The sequence below is a fragment of the Nocardioides daedukensis genome (assembly GCF_013408415.1).
In the GTDB taxonomy this organism is placed as follows: domain Bacteria; phylum Actinomycetota; class Actinomycetes; order Propionibacteriales; family Nocardioidaceae; genus Nocardioides; species Nocardioides daedukensis.
On the sequence record NZ_JACCAA010000001.1, the window covers coordinates 81,161 to 94,772 of the forward strand.

General features: G+C 68.4%; 17 protein-coding genes. 9 read left to right on the forward strand and 8 right to left on the reverse strand.

All coding sequences use genetic code 11. The features are described from left to right. Nucleotides 1-5: 5 nt before the first annotated feature. A complete protein-coding gene (locus tag BJ980_RS00440) occupies nt 6-224 on the reverse strand; it encodes a hypothetical protein (protein ID WP_179500479.1) in 219 nt (72 codons plus the stop codon). Nucleotides 225-347: 123 nt separating this feature from the next. Here BJ980_RS00440 and BJ980_RS00445 point away from each other — a divergent pair, with 123 nt between their 5' ends. Both BJ980_RS00445 and BJ980_RS00450 read left to right on the forward strand, forming a co-directional pair. Then, nucleotides 348-692 carry a TraR/DksA family transcriptional regulator gene (locus BJ980_RS00445; RefSeq protein WP_179500480.1) on the forward strand — a complete coding sequence of 115 codons (345 nt, stop codon included), beginning with the start codon at nt 348-350 and terminating at the stop codon, nt 690-692. 93 nt (nt 693-785) lie between these two features. Then, entirely contained in the window at nt 786-1,559 is a 774-nt protein-coding gene (locus BJ980_RS00450; protein WP_179500481.1) for a hypothetical protein, read from the forward strand. A 5-nt stretch (nt 1,560-1,564) separates the two neighbouring features. Here the strand turns inward: BJ980_RS00450 and BJ980_RS00455 are convergent, their stop codons facing one another. After that, nucleotides 1,565-1,978 (reverse strand): hypothetical protein, encoded by a 414-nt coding sequence (locus BJ980_RS00455; RefSeq protein WP_246279897.1) that lies wholly within the window; start codon nt 1,976-1,978, stop codon nt 1,565-1,567. A 107-nt stretch (nt 1,979-2,085) separates the two neighbouring features. On the opposite strand from BJ980_RS00455, the gene egtB reads away from it, so the two are divergent. Both egtB and egtD read left to right on the forward strand, forming a co-directional pair. Then, nucleotides 2,086-3,375, forward strand: a complete 1,290-nt coding sequence (gene egtB, locus BJ980_RS00460) for an ergothioneine biosynthesis protein EgtB (RefSeq protein WP_343047610.1) — start codon at nt 2,086-2,088, stop codon at nt 3,373-3,375. Beyond that, nucleotides 3,372-4,358: an L-histidine N(alpha)-methyltransferase gene (egtD, locus tag BJ980_RS00465; RefSeq protein ID WP_179500483.1), complete on the forward strand. Its 987-nt coding sequence runs from the start codon at nt 3,372-3,374 to the stop codon at nt 4,356-4,358. Before egtB ends, egtD begins: the two co-directional genes overlap by 4 nt. Here the strand turns inward: egtD and BJ980_RS00470 are convergent. Genes BJ980_RS00470 through BJ980_RS00485 form a run of 4 tightly spaced genes read right to left on the reverse strand, consistent with a single transcriptional unit; the run spans nt 4,347 to nt 8,485 of the window. Beyond that, entirely contained in the window at nt 4,347-4,556 is a 210-nt protein-coding gene (locus BJ980_RS00470) for a hypothetical protein (RefSeq protein WP_179500484.1), read from the reverse strand. The genes egtD and BJ980_RS00470 overlap by 12 nt on opposite strands. Before the next feature lie 49 nt (nt 4,557-4,605). After that, nucleotides 4,606-6,261, reverse strand: coding sequence for a long-chain-fatty-acid--CoA ligase (locus tag BJ980_RS00475; protein WP_179500485.1), 1,656 nt, complete (start codon nt 6,259-6,261; stop codon nt 4,606-4,608). 48 nt (nt 6,262-6,309) lie between these two features. After that, on the reverse strand, nt 6,310-7,071 hold the full coding sequence (locus tag BJ980_RS00480; protein WP_179500486.1) for an SDR family NAD(P)-dependent oxidoreductase: 762 nt from the start codon (nt 7,069-7,071) through the stop codon (nt 6,310-6,312). A gap of 28 nt (nt 7,072-7,099) precedes the next feature. Then, on the reverse strand, nt 7,100-8,485 hold the full coding sequence (locus BJ980_RS00485) for a phenylacetate--CoA ligase family protein (RefSeq protein WP_179500487.1): 1,386 nt from the start codon (nt 8,483-8,485) through the stop codon (nt 7,100-7,102). 163 nt (nt 8,486-8,648) lie between these two features. Here BJ980_RS00485 and BJ980_RS00490 point away from each other — a divergent pair, with 163 nt between their 5' ends. Further along, on the forward strand, nt 8,649-8,852 hold the full coding sequence (locus tag BJ980_RS00490) for a ferredoxin (protein WP_179500488.1): 204 nt from the start codon (nt 8,649-8,651) through the stop codon (nt 8,850-8,852). 112 nt (nt 8,853-8,964) lie between these two features. Here the strand turns inward: BJ980_RS00490 and BJ980_RS00495 are convergent, their stop codons facing one another. Further along, a complete protein-coding gene (locus BJ980_RS00495; RefSeq protein ID WP_179500489.1) occupies nt 8,965-9,546 on the reverse strand; it encodes a TetR/AcrR family transcriptional regulator in 582 nt (193 codons plus the stop codon). Between the two features lie 133 nt (nt 9,547-9,679). On the opposite strand from BJ980_RS00495, the gene BJ980_RS00500 reads away from it, so the two are divergent. Then, the gene (locus BJ980_RS00500; RefSeq protein WP_179500490.1) at nt 9,680-10,003 is read left to right on the forward strand and encodes a 2Fe-2S iron-sulfur cluster-binding protein; all 324 of its coding nucleotides are present in this window, start codon (nt 9,680-9,682) and stop codon (nt 10,001-10,003) included. Further along, a complete protein-coding gene (locus BJ980_RS00505; RefSeq protein ID WP_179500491.1) occupies nt 10,000-11,217 on the forward strand; it encodes an FAD-dependent oxidoreductase in 1,218 nt (405 codons plus the stop codon). The genes BJ980_RS00500 and BJ980_RS00505 overlap by 4 nt, the downstream gene beginning before the upstream one ends. A gap of 212 nt (nt 11,218-11,429) precedes the next feature. On the opposite strand, the gene BJ980_RS00510 is transcribed toward BJ980_RS00505, so the two are convergent. Further along, a complete protein-coding gene (locus BJ980_RS00510) occupies nt 11,430-11,735 on the reverse strand; it encodes a hypothetical protein (RefSeq protein ID WP_179500492.1) in 306 nt (101 codons plus the stop codon). 96 nt (nt 11,736-11,831) lie between these two features. Here BJ980_RS00510 and BJ980_RS00515 point away from each other — a divergent pair, with 96 nt between their 5' ends. Next, nucleotides 11,832-12,338 (forward strand): flavin reductase family protein, encoded by a 507-nt coding sequence (locus BJ980_RS00515; protein ID WP_218855364.1) that lies wholly within the window; start codon nt 11,832-11,834, stop codon nt 12,336-12,338. A 66-nt stretch (nt 12,339-12,404) separates the two neighbouring features. Beyond that, nucleotides 12,405-13,511 (forward strand): LLM class flavin-dependent oxidoreductase, encoded by a 1,107-nt coding sequence (locus BJ980_RS00520; protein WP_179500493.1) that lies wholly within the window; start codon nt 12,405-12,407, stop codon nt 13,509-13,511. Nucleotides 13,512-13,612: the final 101 nt, after the last annotated feature.

Sequence of the window (13,612 nt, forward strand, 5' to 3'; positions counted from 1 at the left end):
TGGATCTAGTCCGAGCTCTCCGAGGGCTGGTCCAAGGAGGTCTCGGCGTTCTCCTGCTGATATCCCTCGGGCAGGGGGTCGAGCGGAGGCTGCACCTCGGGATGGCCGTCCGGATCCAGCTCCGGGGTCTCCGGGTCGTCGGGCTCGATGACCGGCTCGGGCTCGGGCGCGGTCTGGGGAGGGGCAGCGTTATGTGTCATTTCCTGGGTCGTGTCTTGGGTCATGCCGTAGTGGTACCCGACACCTTGGGCGTCATACGGCCCAACCGGTGGTCGTACCCGTGTCGTGCCGGTCGTGCCCTGTCTCTCGCACCGTCGCGCTCTTGCGGAGCGGGACACAATGACCGGATGGATGCAGCACTCGATCGCCTCGAGGCCGAGCGGCAGGAAACGCTCGACCGGCTGGCCAACCTCGTCCACGACCATGACGAGGTGGTGGCCGCCTCGCGCGACACCAACGCCGACGACGAGCACGATCCCGAGGGCGCGACGATCGCCTTCGAGCGTTCCCAGGTGGCGTCGTTGATGCGCCAGGCCAGGCGACACCTCGACGAGATCGCCGCGGCCGTGCAACGGGTGCAGGCCGGGACCTATGGCACCTGCGAGGTGTGCGGGGAACCGATCGGCGAGGGCCGCCTCGAGGCCCGTCCGGTCGCCCGCACCTGCATCCGCTGCGCCTCCGTGCCTCGCTGATCGAGGAGGCCCAGCCAGCGCGTGTCGTGTGCGCGATCGGTCATCTGGGTACCTGCCGGGTCCGCAAGGATCATCTGTGAAGGGAAGGCCCTCGTGTCCGCTCGCGACCAGCACGCCGTACTCCACCTGGCCGGAGCCCGTCTGGTGATGGTCACCGGCCTGGCCCAACCCGGTTCCAGTCGCCTGCCCGCGCTGGGCACCATCGCCGTCGGCGCGGCCGCGAGGATCGGCGGCGCGGCCCTTGCCGGGGCGACCTCGGCGATCGCGCATCTGCGTCCGGCCGCCAAGCCACTGCACCCGCGCGGCCAGGTGTGGACCGCCAAGCTGACCCGCCACGGCCTGACCGAGCCGATGGGAGTGCCTTGGCTCGACGAGTCCGGTATCGACCAGGCGCTCGTCCGGCTCTCCGCCGCCGTCGGACTGCCCGACGGCTGGCCGGACTTCAAGGGCATCGCGATCCGGACCCGGGTCCCGGACGGGCAGGCCGACCTGCTGCTGGCCACCACCGGGGCGGGTGCGATGACGCGGTTCATGCTCGCCCCGGCCCGATCGGCGACCGGCCACGTGCACACCTGCCTGCTTCCCTACCGCGGGCCCGACGGCCCGGTGATGCTGGCCGCCGTGCCCGCCGACGAGGGTCGCTTCACGCTGCTCTGTGCCACGCTGACCGGCCCCTGGCAGACGTTCGGCGACCTGGAGCTCTTCGAGCCCCAGCCCGGGAATCCGTCGTTCGACCCGATCGAGCAGGCCTCGCTCCCCGGCCTGGACCACTACAACTGGGTGCGCAGGCTGCGTGCACCGGCCTATCGGACGGCTCGCGAGGAGCGTGACGCGCACGACCTACCCGGCGAGGCCGGGTATCGATGAGCCGATCACTTGCCGGGGGTGAGCCCGTCGATCAGCAGCGTCAGCCCAGCGCCGACGAGCCAGATGTCCTTGGCGATCGCGGTCCCGTCCTGGGTGGGACGAACACCGCTGTCATCGGTCATGCCGGGGGTGCTGAGATACATCTTCACCAGTCCACCGCCGAAGGCGGTCAGCGCGGCGCCGGCGACCGCCGAGGGCACGAACGGCGCGAGCAGTGCGACGCCGAGGGCGATCTCGCCGGTCGAGAGGGCCTTGCCAAACGCTTCGGGCTGCATGCCCTTGACCTGGGGCACGGCATTGGCGGCCATGCCCTGCATGCCTTCCGCAGCCTCGGGTGGCAGTCCACGCTTGGCCAATCCGCTGTTGAGGATGAATGCGCCGGTCGCGAGTCGCAACGGGACGTGACTGAGTTTCATCATGGGGTTCCTCTCGTCGGCTGGAACTGCAAAGTGACCGGTACCCAGCCATCGCCCCGGCACCACTTCAGCCCTGCCGCGCAGTTTGTCGGGGTGCCATGATGAACACCGTGAACGTTTCTTCTGTGAAGACCGTTGCCCACAGTGCGCTGGCCAGATATGACCAGGTTCGCGCCCACACCGAGCGCCTCGCCGCCCCGCTCACGCCCGAGGACCAGACGGTCCAGTCGATGCCGGACGTCTCGCCCACCAAATGGCACCGCGCTCACGTCACCTGGTTCTTCGAGACCTTCGTGCTCGCCGACCAGGAGCCCGACTTCGCGCCGTTCCAGGACAAGTACTGGTTCCTCTTCAACAGCTACTACGAGGCGATCGGGCCACGCTATTCACGACCCATGCGTGGTGTGATCAGCAGGCCCGGCGCCCACGACGTGGCCGACTATCGCAGCAACGTCGACGACCGCATGCGTGACCTGCTGGACCGCGTCGACGACGGCACGTTCACCAAGTTGGCGCCGATCGTCGAGCTGGGTTTCCACCATGAGCAGCAGCACCAAGAGCTCTTGTTGATGGACATCAAGCACGTGCTCTCGCTCAACCCGCTGCAGCCGGTCTATGCCGGCCGACCGGCGCCTCCAGGTGATCCCGGACCGATGGGTTGGGTGGACGTCGCCGGCGGCCTGGTCGAGATCGGGCACAGCGGCGACACCTCTGAGCCCGGCTTCTGCTTCGACAACGAGCTGCCGCGCCACCAGCAGTGGCTCGAGCCCTACCGGCTCGCCGACCGACTGGTCACCAACGGGGAATGGCTGGAGTTCATCGCGGACGGCGGCTACCAGCGCCCCGCGCTCTGGCTCTCGGACGGCTGGGGCAAGGTGCAGGCCGAGGAGTGGACGGCTCCGGCCTATTGGTCACAGGTCGACGGCCAGTGGTTCGAGCACACGCTGCACGGCACGTGGCCGGTCGACCCGTCGTTGCCGGCCTGCCACGTCAGCCACTACGAGGCCGACGCCTTCGCGACCTGGGCCGGCAAGCGCCTTCCCACCGAGGCCGAGTGGGAGCACGCGGCTCGCGACCACGAGGTCGAGGGCAACCTCGCCGACCTCGAGTCCTTCCACCCCAGGGTTGCCGGTGCACCAGACGGCCGACTGCGACAGCTCTTCGGCGACTGCTGGGAGTGGACCTCGTCGGCCTACCTGCCCTATCCCGGTTTCCAGGTCCCCGACGGTGCGATCGGCGAGTACAACGGGAAGTTCATGTCCGGCCAGATGGTGTTGCGCGGTGGCTGCGCACTCACGCCGCCCGGCCACGCGCGCTCGTCCTATCGCAACTTCTTCCCGGCCGGGGCCCGCTGGCCCGTGACCGGTGTCCGCCTGGCCGACGGAGGGGCCCCCGCATGAACGAAGAACACATCGACATCGACGTCCTCCTCCAGCCCGGAGACCTGCGCGAAGGCCTGGAGCACGACGCCCGGGTTGGTCTCACTTCGACGCCGAAGACGCTGCCACCGAAGTATTTCTATGACGCGACCGGCAGTGAGCTGTTCGAGCAGATCACCCGGCTCCCGGAGTACTACCAGACCCGCACCGAGCACGCCCTGCTCACCGAGCATGCCGGCGCAATCGCCAAGCGGGCCGGGGCTGACGTGCTGCTCGAGCTCGGCTCCGGCTCATCGGAGAAGACCCGGCTGCTGCTCGACGCGCTCCGCGACACCGGTGGCCTGGCCGGCTACGTCCCGGTGGACGTGAGCGCCTCGGCGCTGCGAGAGGCCGTCGAGGCCCTGCGCCGGGACTATCCCGGCCTGGCCGTGCACGGCGCGGTGGCCGACTACGACCACCACCTCGACCGGCTCCCGCACCTGGGCACCCGGCTGGTCGCCTTCCTCGGAGGCACCCTGGGCAACTTCCCTCCGCCGGCCCGGGCGACGTTCCTGGCCGACCTGGCCCGCGGGATGGAACCGGGGGAGAGCCTGCTGCTGGGAGTGGACCTGGTCAAGGACCCCGCGCGACTCGTGGCGGCGTACGACGACTCGGCCGGCGTCACCGCAGCCTTCAACCGCAACGTGCTCACCGTGCTCAACCGCGAGCTCGGCGCAGACTTCGACCCGGCGGCCTTCGGGCACGTCGCGGTGTGGGACGCCGAGAACGAATGGATCGAGATGCGGTTGCGCGCGACTCGCTCCATGCTCGTGCAGGTGCCGGCCCTGGATCTGCACGTGGCCTTCGCCGAGGGCGAGGAGATGCGCACCGAGATCTCCGCGAAGTTCCGCTCCGAGGGCATCGAGGCAGAGCTGGTCGAGGCCGGGTTCGAGCTGGAGGAGCTGTGGACCGACGCGTCGGGTGACTATGCGCTCGTGCTGGCGAGCACGAGCTCAACTGCCTGAGGCGATCCAGATCGTCAGCACCACGAACATCACGGTGGCGAAGATGCCGAGCCCGAGTGCCATCACGGCGACTCCGCGCATGCCGGACGTGTGGTCGACCTGCCCGGAGCGATAGGCCATCATCCGCCAGATCCCGATCGGCAGGAGCCAGCCGGCGGCGATCAGGCTCGCGGCCCAGAAGACGTGGATGGTTTCCATGTCCACTTGGTGCCCAATGAGGCGGCCGAGCATGCGTGCGTCATACGCCTCAGGACTCGTAGATCCCCGAGTGATCGCTGCGCAGCGTCTTCTTGTCGACCTTGCCCACCCCGGTGCGTGGCAGCTGCTCGACCACCAGGATCCGGTCCGGGAGCTGCCACTTGGCGAACCGCTCCGCCAGGTGTGCGCGCAGGTCCTCCTCGTCGACGCCCGCCGGGTCCGTGGCAACCACGAGCGCGACCGGGCGCTCCTGCCACTGCGGGTGCGGCGCGCTGATCACGGCTGCCTCCCGGACGGCGTCGTGCTCGACGAGCGCGTTCTCGAGGTCGATCGAGGAGATCCACTCACCACCGCTCTTGATCACGTCCTTGAGCCGGTCGGTGATCTTCAGATAACCCTCGGGGCTGATCACGCCGAGGTCTCCGCTGCGCCAGTAGCCGCGGTGGAACTTCTCGTCGTTGTCCTCGGCCCGCCAATAGCTCTCGGTCACCCACGGGCCGCGGACGCAGATCTCGCCGACCGAGGTGCCGTCGTGGGGAAGGAAGGTCGAATCGGGTCCGAGCAGACGGATGTCGACGCCAGCGACGGGCAGGCCCTGGGAGCGCTTGAGGTCCCACTGCTCGTCGGCACTGAGCACCTCATCGAGTGACGGCTTCACCCGGTTGCTGGTGATCAGCGGCGTGGTCTCGGTCGCGCCGTACCCGTGGATGATGCGTGCCCCGGTCAGCTCCTGGTAGCCGCGCATCAGGCTCAGCGGTGGCTCCGTGCTTCCGGAGATCATCCGCGCCCGGGACAGGTCGGGCGCCGGGTCGAGGGTGCGCAGGTGCTCCAGCATCGGGGTGAAGATGGCCGGGGCGCCGTTGGTGACGGTCACCTCGAAACGGACCATGGCGTCGGCCAGGATGTGGATCTGCTCGGCGCTGTAGCGCCCGGGCAGCACGACCCGGCTGCGTGCCTGGACGGCGACCTGGGGGAGTCCCCAGCACTGGGCGTGGAACATCGGCGTGGTCATCAGCACGCAGTCCCGATCGGTCACCGCCTGGTCGGCAGCCCACATCATCGTGTGCAGCACGATGCCCCGGTGCGAATAGAACACGCCCTTGGGACGACCCGTGGTGCCGGTCGTGTAGCAGGCACTGTAGGCCGACGTCTCGTCGATGACCGGCCAGTCGTACGTCGTGGCCTGGCGCTCCAGCAGCGTCTCGTGGTGGACCGGGTCGGGCAACGTCGTGCTGATCTCGTCGGGCCCCTTGTCACTCATCACCACCCACCGGCGCACGCCCGGGCAGCGACTGGCCAGCTCCTCGGCCTGGGGGAGAAGGCTCTCGTCCACGCAGACCACGGTGGCGCCGCTGTGCTCGACCACGTAGGCCAGGTCGTCGGGAGCCAGACGCAGGTTCATCTGCAGCATCACCGCTCCGGTGCCCGGGATCGCCCAGTAGAGCTCGAAGTGGCGCAGGTGGTTCCAGTCCAGGACACCCACCACGTCGCCGGGCCGCACCCCGAGGTCGTCGAGTGCGTGGGCGGTGCGTGCGATGCGTTCCCAGGTGGCGGCGTACGTCGTCGTGCGCCACTGTCCGTCGCCGTCGCGGTGGTGGATCTCCTGCTCAGGGTGCGTCACCACCGCTTGGCGGAACAGGTTCGTCGTGTTCAGCTGATAGCTGTCACCGTGGGTCGAGGGGTGACCCTTCAGGGGGCTGTTCATTGATCGTCCTTCGTCTGGCACTGGATCGGTGTGCTGGGTCGAGGCGGTTCAGCGCGACGACATCCGCATGGCGGCATCCAGCCGGATGGTCTCGCCGTTCAGCATCGGGTTCTCGATGATGTGCTGCACCAGTGCGGCGAACTCGTCGGGCTCCCCGGCGCGGGCCGGGTGCGGCACCTGGGAGATCAATGACTCCTGGACCTCGGCGGGCTGCAGGTCGACCAACGGGGTCCGGAAGAACCCGGGTGCGATCGTGTTCACCCGGATCCTGTGCGAGGCCAGGTCGCGAGCCAGGGGCAGCGTCATCCCGGCGACCCCGGCCTTGGAGGCGGAGTACGCCGCCTGGCCGATCTGTCCGTCGAAGGCCGCGGCGGAGGCGGTGTTGACCACCACGCCGCGCTCCTCGCCGTCCATCGGTTGGGCGACCATCGCCTCGGCCGCCAACCGCAGCACGTTGAACGAACCGACGAGGTTCACCTGCAGCACGTGGTCGAAGTCGTGCAGCGGGAAGGCCCCGTTGCGACCCACCACGCGTCGGGCGACGCCGATGCCGGCGCAGTTGACGACCATGGTCAGGGTGCCGGCTCCGGTTGCTGTGTTGACCGCGTCCTGCACCTGGTCGGCATCGGTGACGTCGGCGGCCACGAAGTGACCGCGCGCTCCCAGCTCGCGGGCGACGTCGGCGCCCGGAGAGGTGGGCAGGTCGAGGACGACGACGGTCGCTCCGGCGCCGCCAAGGCGCAGTGCGGTTGCCCGGCCGAGACCGGATCCGCCGCCCGCGACCAACGCGACATTGTCTGAGATCTGCACGTGGAGGCTCTTCTTCCGCAGGGTTGGGTCAGGGACGGGGACGCTCGTCGACGACGCGCCGGGCCTTGAAGACGGTCGCAGGCAGCGACCCGGGCTCGATCACCTCGATCGGCACCCGGATGCCGGTCATCCGCTTCAGCATCACCTCACCCTGCGCCTTGAGCTCGTCGTGCGAGCCGGCGGTGGCCGAAACCGCGGGGTCGTGTTCGGCGCGGACCAAGATCTCGTCGAGGGCGCCGCGCTTGGTCACCCGGATCTCGAACTCCGGGCCGAAGCCACCGACGCTGCGCAGTGCGGTCTCGATGGCACTGGGGAAGATGTTGGCGCCGCGGATCACCAGCATGTCGTCGAGCCGGCCCAGCACGCCCTCGGGGAGGCGGGGGTAGGTCCGGCCGCAGCCGCACGGCTCGTGGGAGATGTAGGACTCGTCGCCCGGGGCGAACCTGATCATCGGCTGCGACTCGCGCCACAGGTGGGTGTAGATGATCGCGCCACGCTCGCCGTCGTCCACCGCCACGTTGAGGTCGTCCTTGTCCACGATCTCGGTGAAGACCTCGTCCGTGATCAGGTGGGTGCCGGACTTGGACGGACAGCCGACGTTGGTCTGGAACGGGTACATCTCCGAGGTCGAGCCGGCGTCGATCAGGGTCGCGCCCCAGGCCTCCTCGAGGATCTGGCGGGTCCCGGGCAGGCTGCCACCGGGCTCACCACCGACCAGGAGGACCTCGACCGAGGAGTCGCGCAGGTTGATCCCCATCTTCTGTGCCACGGAGATCAGGTGCATGCAGTAGGAAGGCGTCCCGCTGAAGACCCGCGGCTGCAGGCGCTGGATGAACTCCAGGTGCTTCTCGGACTCGGCGACACCGAGCGGGAAGAGCGCTGCGCCGATCCGCTCCACGCCCTGGACGGTGCCCCAGCCGCCGAAGAACAGGCCGAACGGGAAGCCGACCTGGACCAGGTCGTCGGGTCGGATGCCGCCACACCACTGGGCCATGGCGTGCACGTCCGCAGCGCGGTCCCAGTCCTTCTGGCTGACGGCATAGAGAGTGGGCACGCCGGAGGTGCCGGACGAGCCGTGGATCCGGGCGATGTCGGCCATCGAGGTGGTCGCGGTGTAGCTGCCGAACGGCGGGTGCTCCAGCTGGTCGGCGACGAGCATCTTCTTGGTGATGACGGGAACCTTGTTGGTGAAGTCCGCCAGGCTCTTCACGTCGTCGGGGTGGAACCCGTGGGCGTCGTAGTGGCGACGGTAGAACGGCAGCTGCTCATAGACGTAGTGGAGCTGGTGCTGCATCCGGGCCAGGACCAGCTCGTCGCGTTGGTCACGCGGCATGGTCTCCCGCTCCTCGTCCCAGAAGCGGGGAAAGCCCCGGTCATCGAGAGCAGTTGACTGCGGACCCTGCTTGGTCGCCATGTGCGCGCCTCCTTCTCGGGTGGTCCGGCCACGCCGAGGTGTCGGACCGAATCTGATCGCGTAGCCGACCGATCGGCTGGTTATACTGTGCATCACTGTGACCGGCAGCACAAGAGCTGTCGGTGGAATCGGTCGTCGAAGGCTGGCGGGAAGGAGTGGCGTGATGAACGAGCTCGACAACGAGGTCCACGTCGACGTGGACACCAACGCCTGTGTGGGATCGGGGACCTGCGCGATGATCGATCCCGAGCACTTCAGCGTGGTCGACGGCAAGGCGCAGGTGGTCGCGGAGCGGGTCCCGGCCACCGAGGACCTGGAGGATGCGGTGGCCGACTGCCCGGTGCAGGCCCTGAGCGTGAAGCGCTGAGCGAGAAGGCGTGAGTGCGCAGGACTCCTGAGACGCTCAGGAGTCCATGATCGCCGCACCCGATTGCCGGGCTCGGCGGTATGAGCCCAGAACCGAGGGCCCAGTGGCTGGGTCAGCCCCGCCGGCGCGCGAGCAGCCCGCCGAGGAAGATGCCGGCGAGCTGTCCGGCCACAGCCCTTGCTTGGGCAGGGCCTCCGGGCTGGTACCAGCGGGTGGCCCAGTTCAGTGCACCGATCAGGGCGCGGGCCGACATCCGGGCGTCGGTGGACTCGGCGAAGTCACCCTCTTCGATGCCCTCGGCGATCACGTCGGCGACCAGGGTCAGATATTCGCGGTCCATCGCGGTCCACTCGGGGGAGAGGCCCTTGCCGGCGATCTCCTGGACATAGACGGTGACGTAGGGGAGCTGGCGATCGATGATCTCGAAGTGGATCTCTGCGATCTGGCGCAGCTTCTCCGAGGCCGGCAGGTCGGCCTCCTTGAGCTTGCGGGTCCGGTCGAGCAGCTCCTCCGCGTTGGGTCGCACGATCGCGAAGAGCAGGTCCTCCTTGCTCTTGATGTAGTTGTAGAGGCTGCCCTTGAGCATCCCGACCTCGTTCGCGACATCCTCGAGGGAAGCACCTCCGAACCCCTTCTCGCTGAACACGCGTGCGGCGGCTGAGACGACGTCGTCCCACCTGCTCGGTCGGGGCACTGGACACTCCTGTGGCTCTGGGATCGCCGACGGCGATTTGTCGAGGGACAAGGTAGCGCAAGAGGCATTTTATTCCTACCATTCGTTTGGTAACGTGTTTCGGCAACGACTTCCAAACCCGCTAGGAGCAGGTGTGCCCACCGTCAGCTACATGGACCCGCAGGGGACAGAGCACGTCATCGACGCGGAGGACGGGCGTTCTGTCATGGAGACCGCAGTGGCGCACGGCGTCCCGGGAGTGGTCGGCCAGTGCGGTGGCTCGCTGGCCTGCGCCAGCTGCCACGTCTATGTCCGGGAGCCGTGGATCGATCGCCTCGGCGAGGTCTCGGAGCTGGAGGACGACATGCTGGACGGTGCGATGGCCGAGCGGCGACCGGAGAGTCGCCTCTCCTGCCAGATCAAGATGTCTGCCGAGCTCGACGGCCTGTCGGTCGAAGTGGCACCGGAGCAGCTGTGAGCGCGCGGATCCTCATCGTCGGGGCCAGCCATGCCGGGGTGCAGCTGGCGGCCGCGCTCCGCGACGGTGGGCACGACGGTCCGATCACTGTGGTCGGTGCCGAGCCGCACCTGCCCTATCACCGCCCGCCCCTGTCCAAGGCCTATCTGGACGGTGCGGCCACGGTGGCCTCGCTGGCACTGCGTCCCGCCTCGTTCTATGAGGCCAAGGGGATCGAGCTCCTCCTCGGCACGCGGATCGAGAAGATCGACGCGTTCGCCGGGGTGGCGCTGACCGAGGACGGTGCCGAGCTGCACTTCGACAGGTTGGCACTCGCCACCGGCTCTCGGGTCCGGCGCCTGGCGGTCCCCGGCGCCGACCTGGCGGGCGTCGTCTACCTGCGTGATCTCGAGGACGCCGAGCAGCTCAAGCAGCGGCTCCCCGGCGTACGCCGTGCCGTGGTGGTCGGTGGCGGGTTCATCGGGCTCGAAGCGGCCGCCGTCCTGGCGCAGCGCGGTGTCGAGGTCAGTGTCGTGGAAGCGGGACCCCGCCTGATGGGTCGAGCCACCACGCCGACCCTCTCCGGCTGGTTCGCCGAGCTGCACCAACGCCGTGGGGTCTCGGTCCACCTCGGCGCCGGGGTGGTCGCGCTTCGCGGCGAAAGTGCTGTCGACTCGGTGGTCCTCGATGACGGCGCGGTCCTGCCCGCGGACCTGGTCGTGGTCGGCATCGGCGTCGAACCCCGGGTAGAGCTGGCCGAACAGCTCGGGCTGGCCGTCGACGGCGGGATCGTGGTCGATGAGCGCGCCCGTACCAGTGACCCCGAGATTGTCGCAGTCGGCGATGCGACCGTGATGCCGCACCCGCTGGACCGCACGTCGGGGGTGAGGTTGGAGTCGGTGCAGAACGCCACGGACCAGGCCGCCGTCGGCGCGGCCACGCTGTTGGGCACGGAACGTCTCCACCAGGCCGTGCCGTGGTTCTGGTCCGACCAGTTCGACGTCAAGCTGCAGATGGCGGGCGCACCGCGCGGCCACGACCAGGTCGTGCTGCGCGGTTCGCTCGAAGGTGATTCCTTCACCCTCCTGCTCTATCGGCAGGGTCAACTCGTTGGTTGCGAGTGCGTCAACGCGGCTGCCGACTTCGTCGCCGTACGCCGTGCGCTGGCCGCGGGTGTCACTCTCGACCCCGACCTGGCCCGAGACCCGGACGTGCGCCTGAAGACCCTGCTCTGAACGCTCGAACAGTCAGCGTGGCCGTGCGCGAGGCGGGACGCCCGTGCCCGGCCCCCACGTCCGGCGCCCGCGCTCGACGCGCACGTCCGGCACACATGGTGTGCCGCTCATTGGTAACCAAACAATCGACTGGCAACGTGTGCTGACAGCGACGCGGCGCTCCCGCGCCCACTGGGTGATCCGGTGACCGGAGGCTCCAGCGACTGCATGGATCAGGGCTCGACGACGTGCGCCCGGACCAGCTTGGTGTCTCCATCGGTGCGCACCCAGCCGGCGCCGTCCGCATAGGCGATCATCTTGTCGAACTGGCTGATCCACTTCGGGTCGCTCGGTCGTCCCATCCGACTGAGCGCCCCCACTGGGACCCAGACGTGCTCGCCGTCGCGAGTGGCGCCGAGCCCGTCGAGCCAGTCCTGGACGTCGGCTGGGGGAGTGGATCGGGGAATCCGGGCGTCGAGCTCGCGGAAGTTGTCGACGTCGGCGAGTGTGCCGCCGGTGGCGGAATGGTCGAGATGCACTTGTGGACCTTTCTCTCCTGTGTGACCCTTGACACACGGTAGTTAACCTACCTTATGGTTGCTTACGACATCAGTCCTCACGACATCGGAGTGAACATGGACGGAATGATCCAGATGCCCTCGGGTGAGGTCGGCCCCGCAGAGCTCCGGGCCGCCTTCGGTTGCTTTCCGAGTGGCATCACCGCGGTGTGCGCGCTGATCGACGGCGAGCCGGTCGGCATGGCAGCCAGCTCGTTCACGTGCGTGTCCCTGGACCCGCCACTGGTCTCGGTCTGCATCCAGAACCGCTCGAAGACCTGGCGGCAGCTCCGCTCCGTGCTCCGGATGGGCGTGAGCGTGATGGCCAGTGGCCAGGACCTCGAGTGCCGTCAGCTGGCCCGCCCGGAGGGAGACCGCTTCGAGGGCGTGGCGTGGGAGCACGACGAGAGCGGCTCGATCTTCCTCGACGGCGCCGCCGCGTGGCTGAACTGCGGCATCCACACCGTCGTGCCGGCGGGGGACCACGCCATCGTCCTGCTGCGCGTCCATGAGCTCGGCTTCGACGCGAACGTCGAGCCACTGGTCTTCCACGGGAGCCGCTTCCGCACCCTCGCCGGCGTCTAGCACTCGATCTTCACACCAAGGTTTTTCAGCCCGACCCCGACCCAGAAGAACGTAGAGAGGCACACCATGAAGTTCGGAATCTTCACCATGCCCGAGCACCCGCCGCGGGAGAACTGGACCCTGTCCTATGACCGCGACATCGCCGACATCGTCCTGGCCGAGTCCCTGGGCTTCGACGAGTACTGGATCGGTGAGCACCACACCGGGGGCTACGAGAACGTCCCGATGCCCGAGCTGATGATCGCCAAGGCCTCTGCGGTCACCAGCCGGATCCGGCTCGGGACCGGAGTGGTGAACCTGCCCTACCAGGACCCGTTCCTGGTCGCTGAGCGGATGGCCTTCCTCGACCACCTGACCCACGGCCGGCTGATCTATGGCTTCGGTGGCGGCGGGCTGCCCACCGACAAGGCGCTCTTCCAGATGGCGCCCGAGGAGGCAACGCCGCGCACCAACGAGTCCCTGGAGATCATCTGGCGCCTGCTCACCGAGACGGAGCCGGTCACCCACGAGGGCGTCTTCTGGCACTACGAGGAGCGGCAACTGCAGGTCGGGCCCTACCAGGTCGTTCCGCCGATGGCCGTCGCCGGCCTGACCGGCACGCACAACTTCGAGCGCTGCGGCAACCGAGGGTGGATCCCGCTCAGCGTCTACTTCGCGCCGCTGCTCGCCGAGAAGAACCCGATGCCGGACCTGGCGGACCACAAGAACGCCATCCTCAAGGGGGCCGCCGACGCCTCGCTCGATGCCGACCAGGCGATGGCGAACTGGCGGATCAGCCGCGAGGTCTACGTGGCAAGCGACAAGAACACCGCCATGAACGAGATCCGCGCGGGCGTGAAGATGTCGTATGACTACCTGCTCGGACTCGGCCTCGGTGCGCTGATGAAGCTGGATGCCGAGATGGCCGACCCGGAGCTGACCTTCGAGTGGATGGTGGAGAACGTCCCGTGGATCATCGGTAGCCCCGAGGACTGTGTCGAGCAGATCCACCACATCCGTGAGGACGTCGGCGACTTCGGGACGTTCCTGATCAACGGGCGCGACTGGGTGACCACCGACCGCTGGAACCGCTCGCTGGAGCTCTTCGCCCGCTATGTGATGCCGCAGTTCCAGGACCACCAGCACATGCCGCGCCGTGAACGCCTTGCCCGCAAGGCGCTCGGCCTGGACTGACCGGACTGGGACGACAACGGGTCCTTCGCCCATCATGGGCGAAGGACCCGCGTGTCATTTCTAGCCTGTGGTGCGTCCTGATCCGGTGGCGTTCGCCCCGT

Bases quoted from the DNA above. Each gene is read 5' to 3' on its own strand.
- BJ980_RS00440 (WP_179500479.1), bottom strand. From the start codon at position 224: ATGACCCAAGACACGACCCAGGAAATGACACATAACGCTGCCCCTCCC.
- BJ980_RS00445 (WP_179500480.1), top strand. From the start codon at position 348: ATGGATGCAGCACTCGATCGCCTCGAGGCCGAGCGGCAGGAAACGCTC.
- BJ980_RS00455 (WP_246279897.1), bottom strand. From the start codon at position 1,978: ATGATGAAACTCAGTCACGTCCCGTTGCGACTCGCGACCGGCGCATTC.
- egtD (WP_179500483.1), top strand. From the start codon at position 3,372: ATGAACGAAGAACACATCGACATCGACGTCCTCCTCCAGCCCGGAGAC.
- BJ980_RS00470 (WP_179500484.1), bottom strand. From the start codon at position 4,556: ATGGAAACCATCCACGTCTTCTGGGCCGCGAGCCTGATCGCCGCCGGC.
- BJ980_RS00475 (WP_179500485.1), bottom strand. From the start codon at position 6,261: ATGAACAGCCCCCTGAAGGGTCACCCCTCGACCCACGGTGACAGCTAT.
- BJ980_RS00485 (WP_179500487.1), bottom strand. From the start codon at position 8,485: ATGGCGACCAAGCAGGGTCCGCAGTCAACTGCTCTCGATGACCGGGGC.
- BJ980_RS00490 (WP_179500488.1), top strand. From the start codon at position 8,649: ATGAACGAGCTCGACAACGAGGTCCACGTCGACGTGGACACCAACGCC.
- BJ980_RS00515 (WP_218855364.1), top strand. From the start codon at position 11,832: ATGGACGGAATGATCCAGATGCCCTCGGGTGAGGTCGGCCCCGCAGAG.
- BJ980_RS00520 (WP_179500493.1), top strand. From the start codon at position 12,405: ATGAAGTTCGGAATCTTCACCATGCCCGAGCACCCGCCGCGGGAGAAC.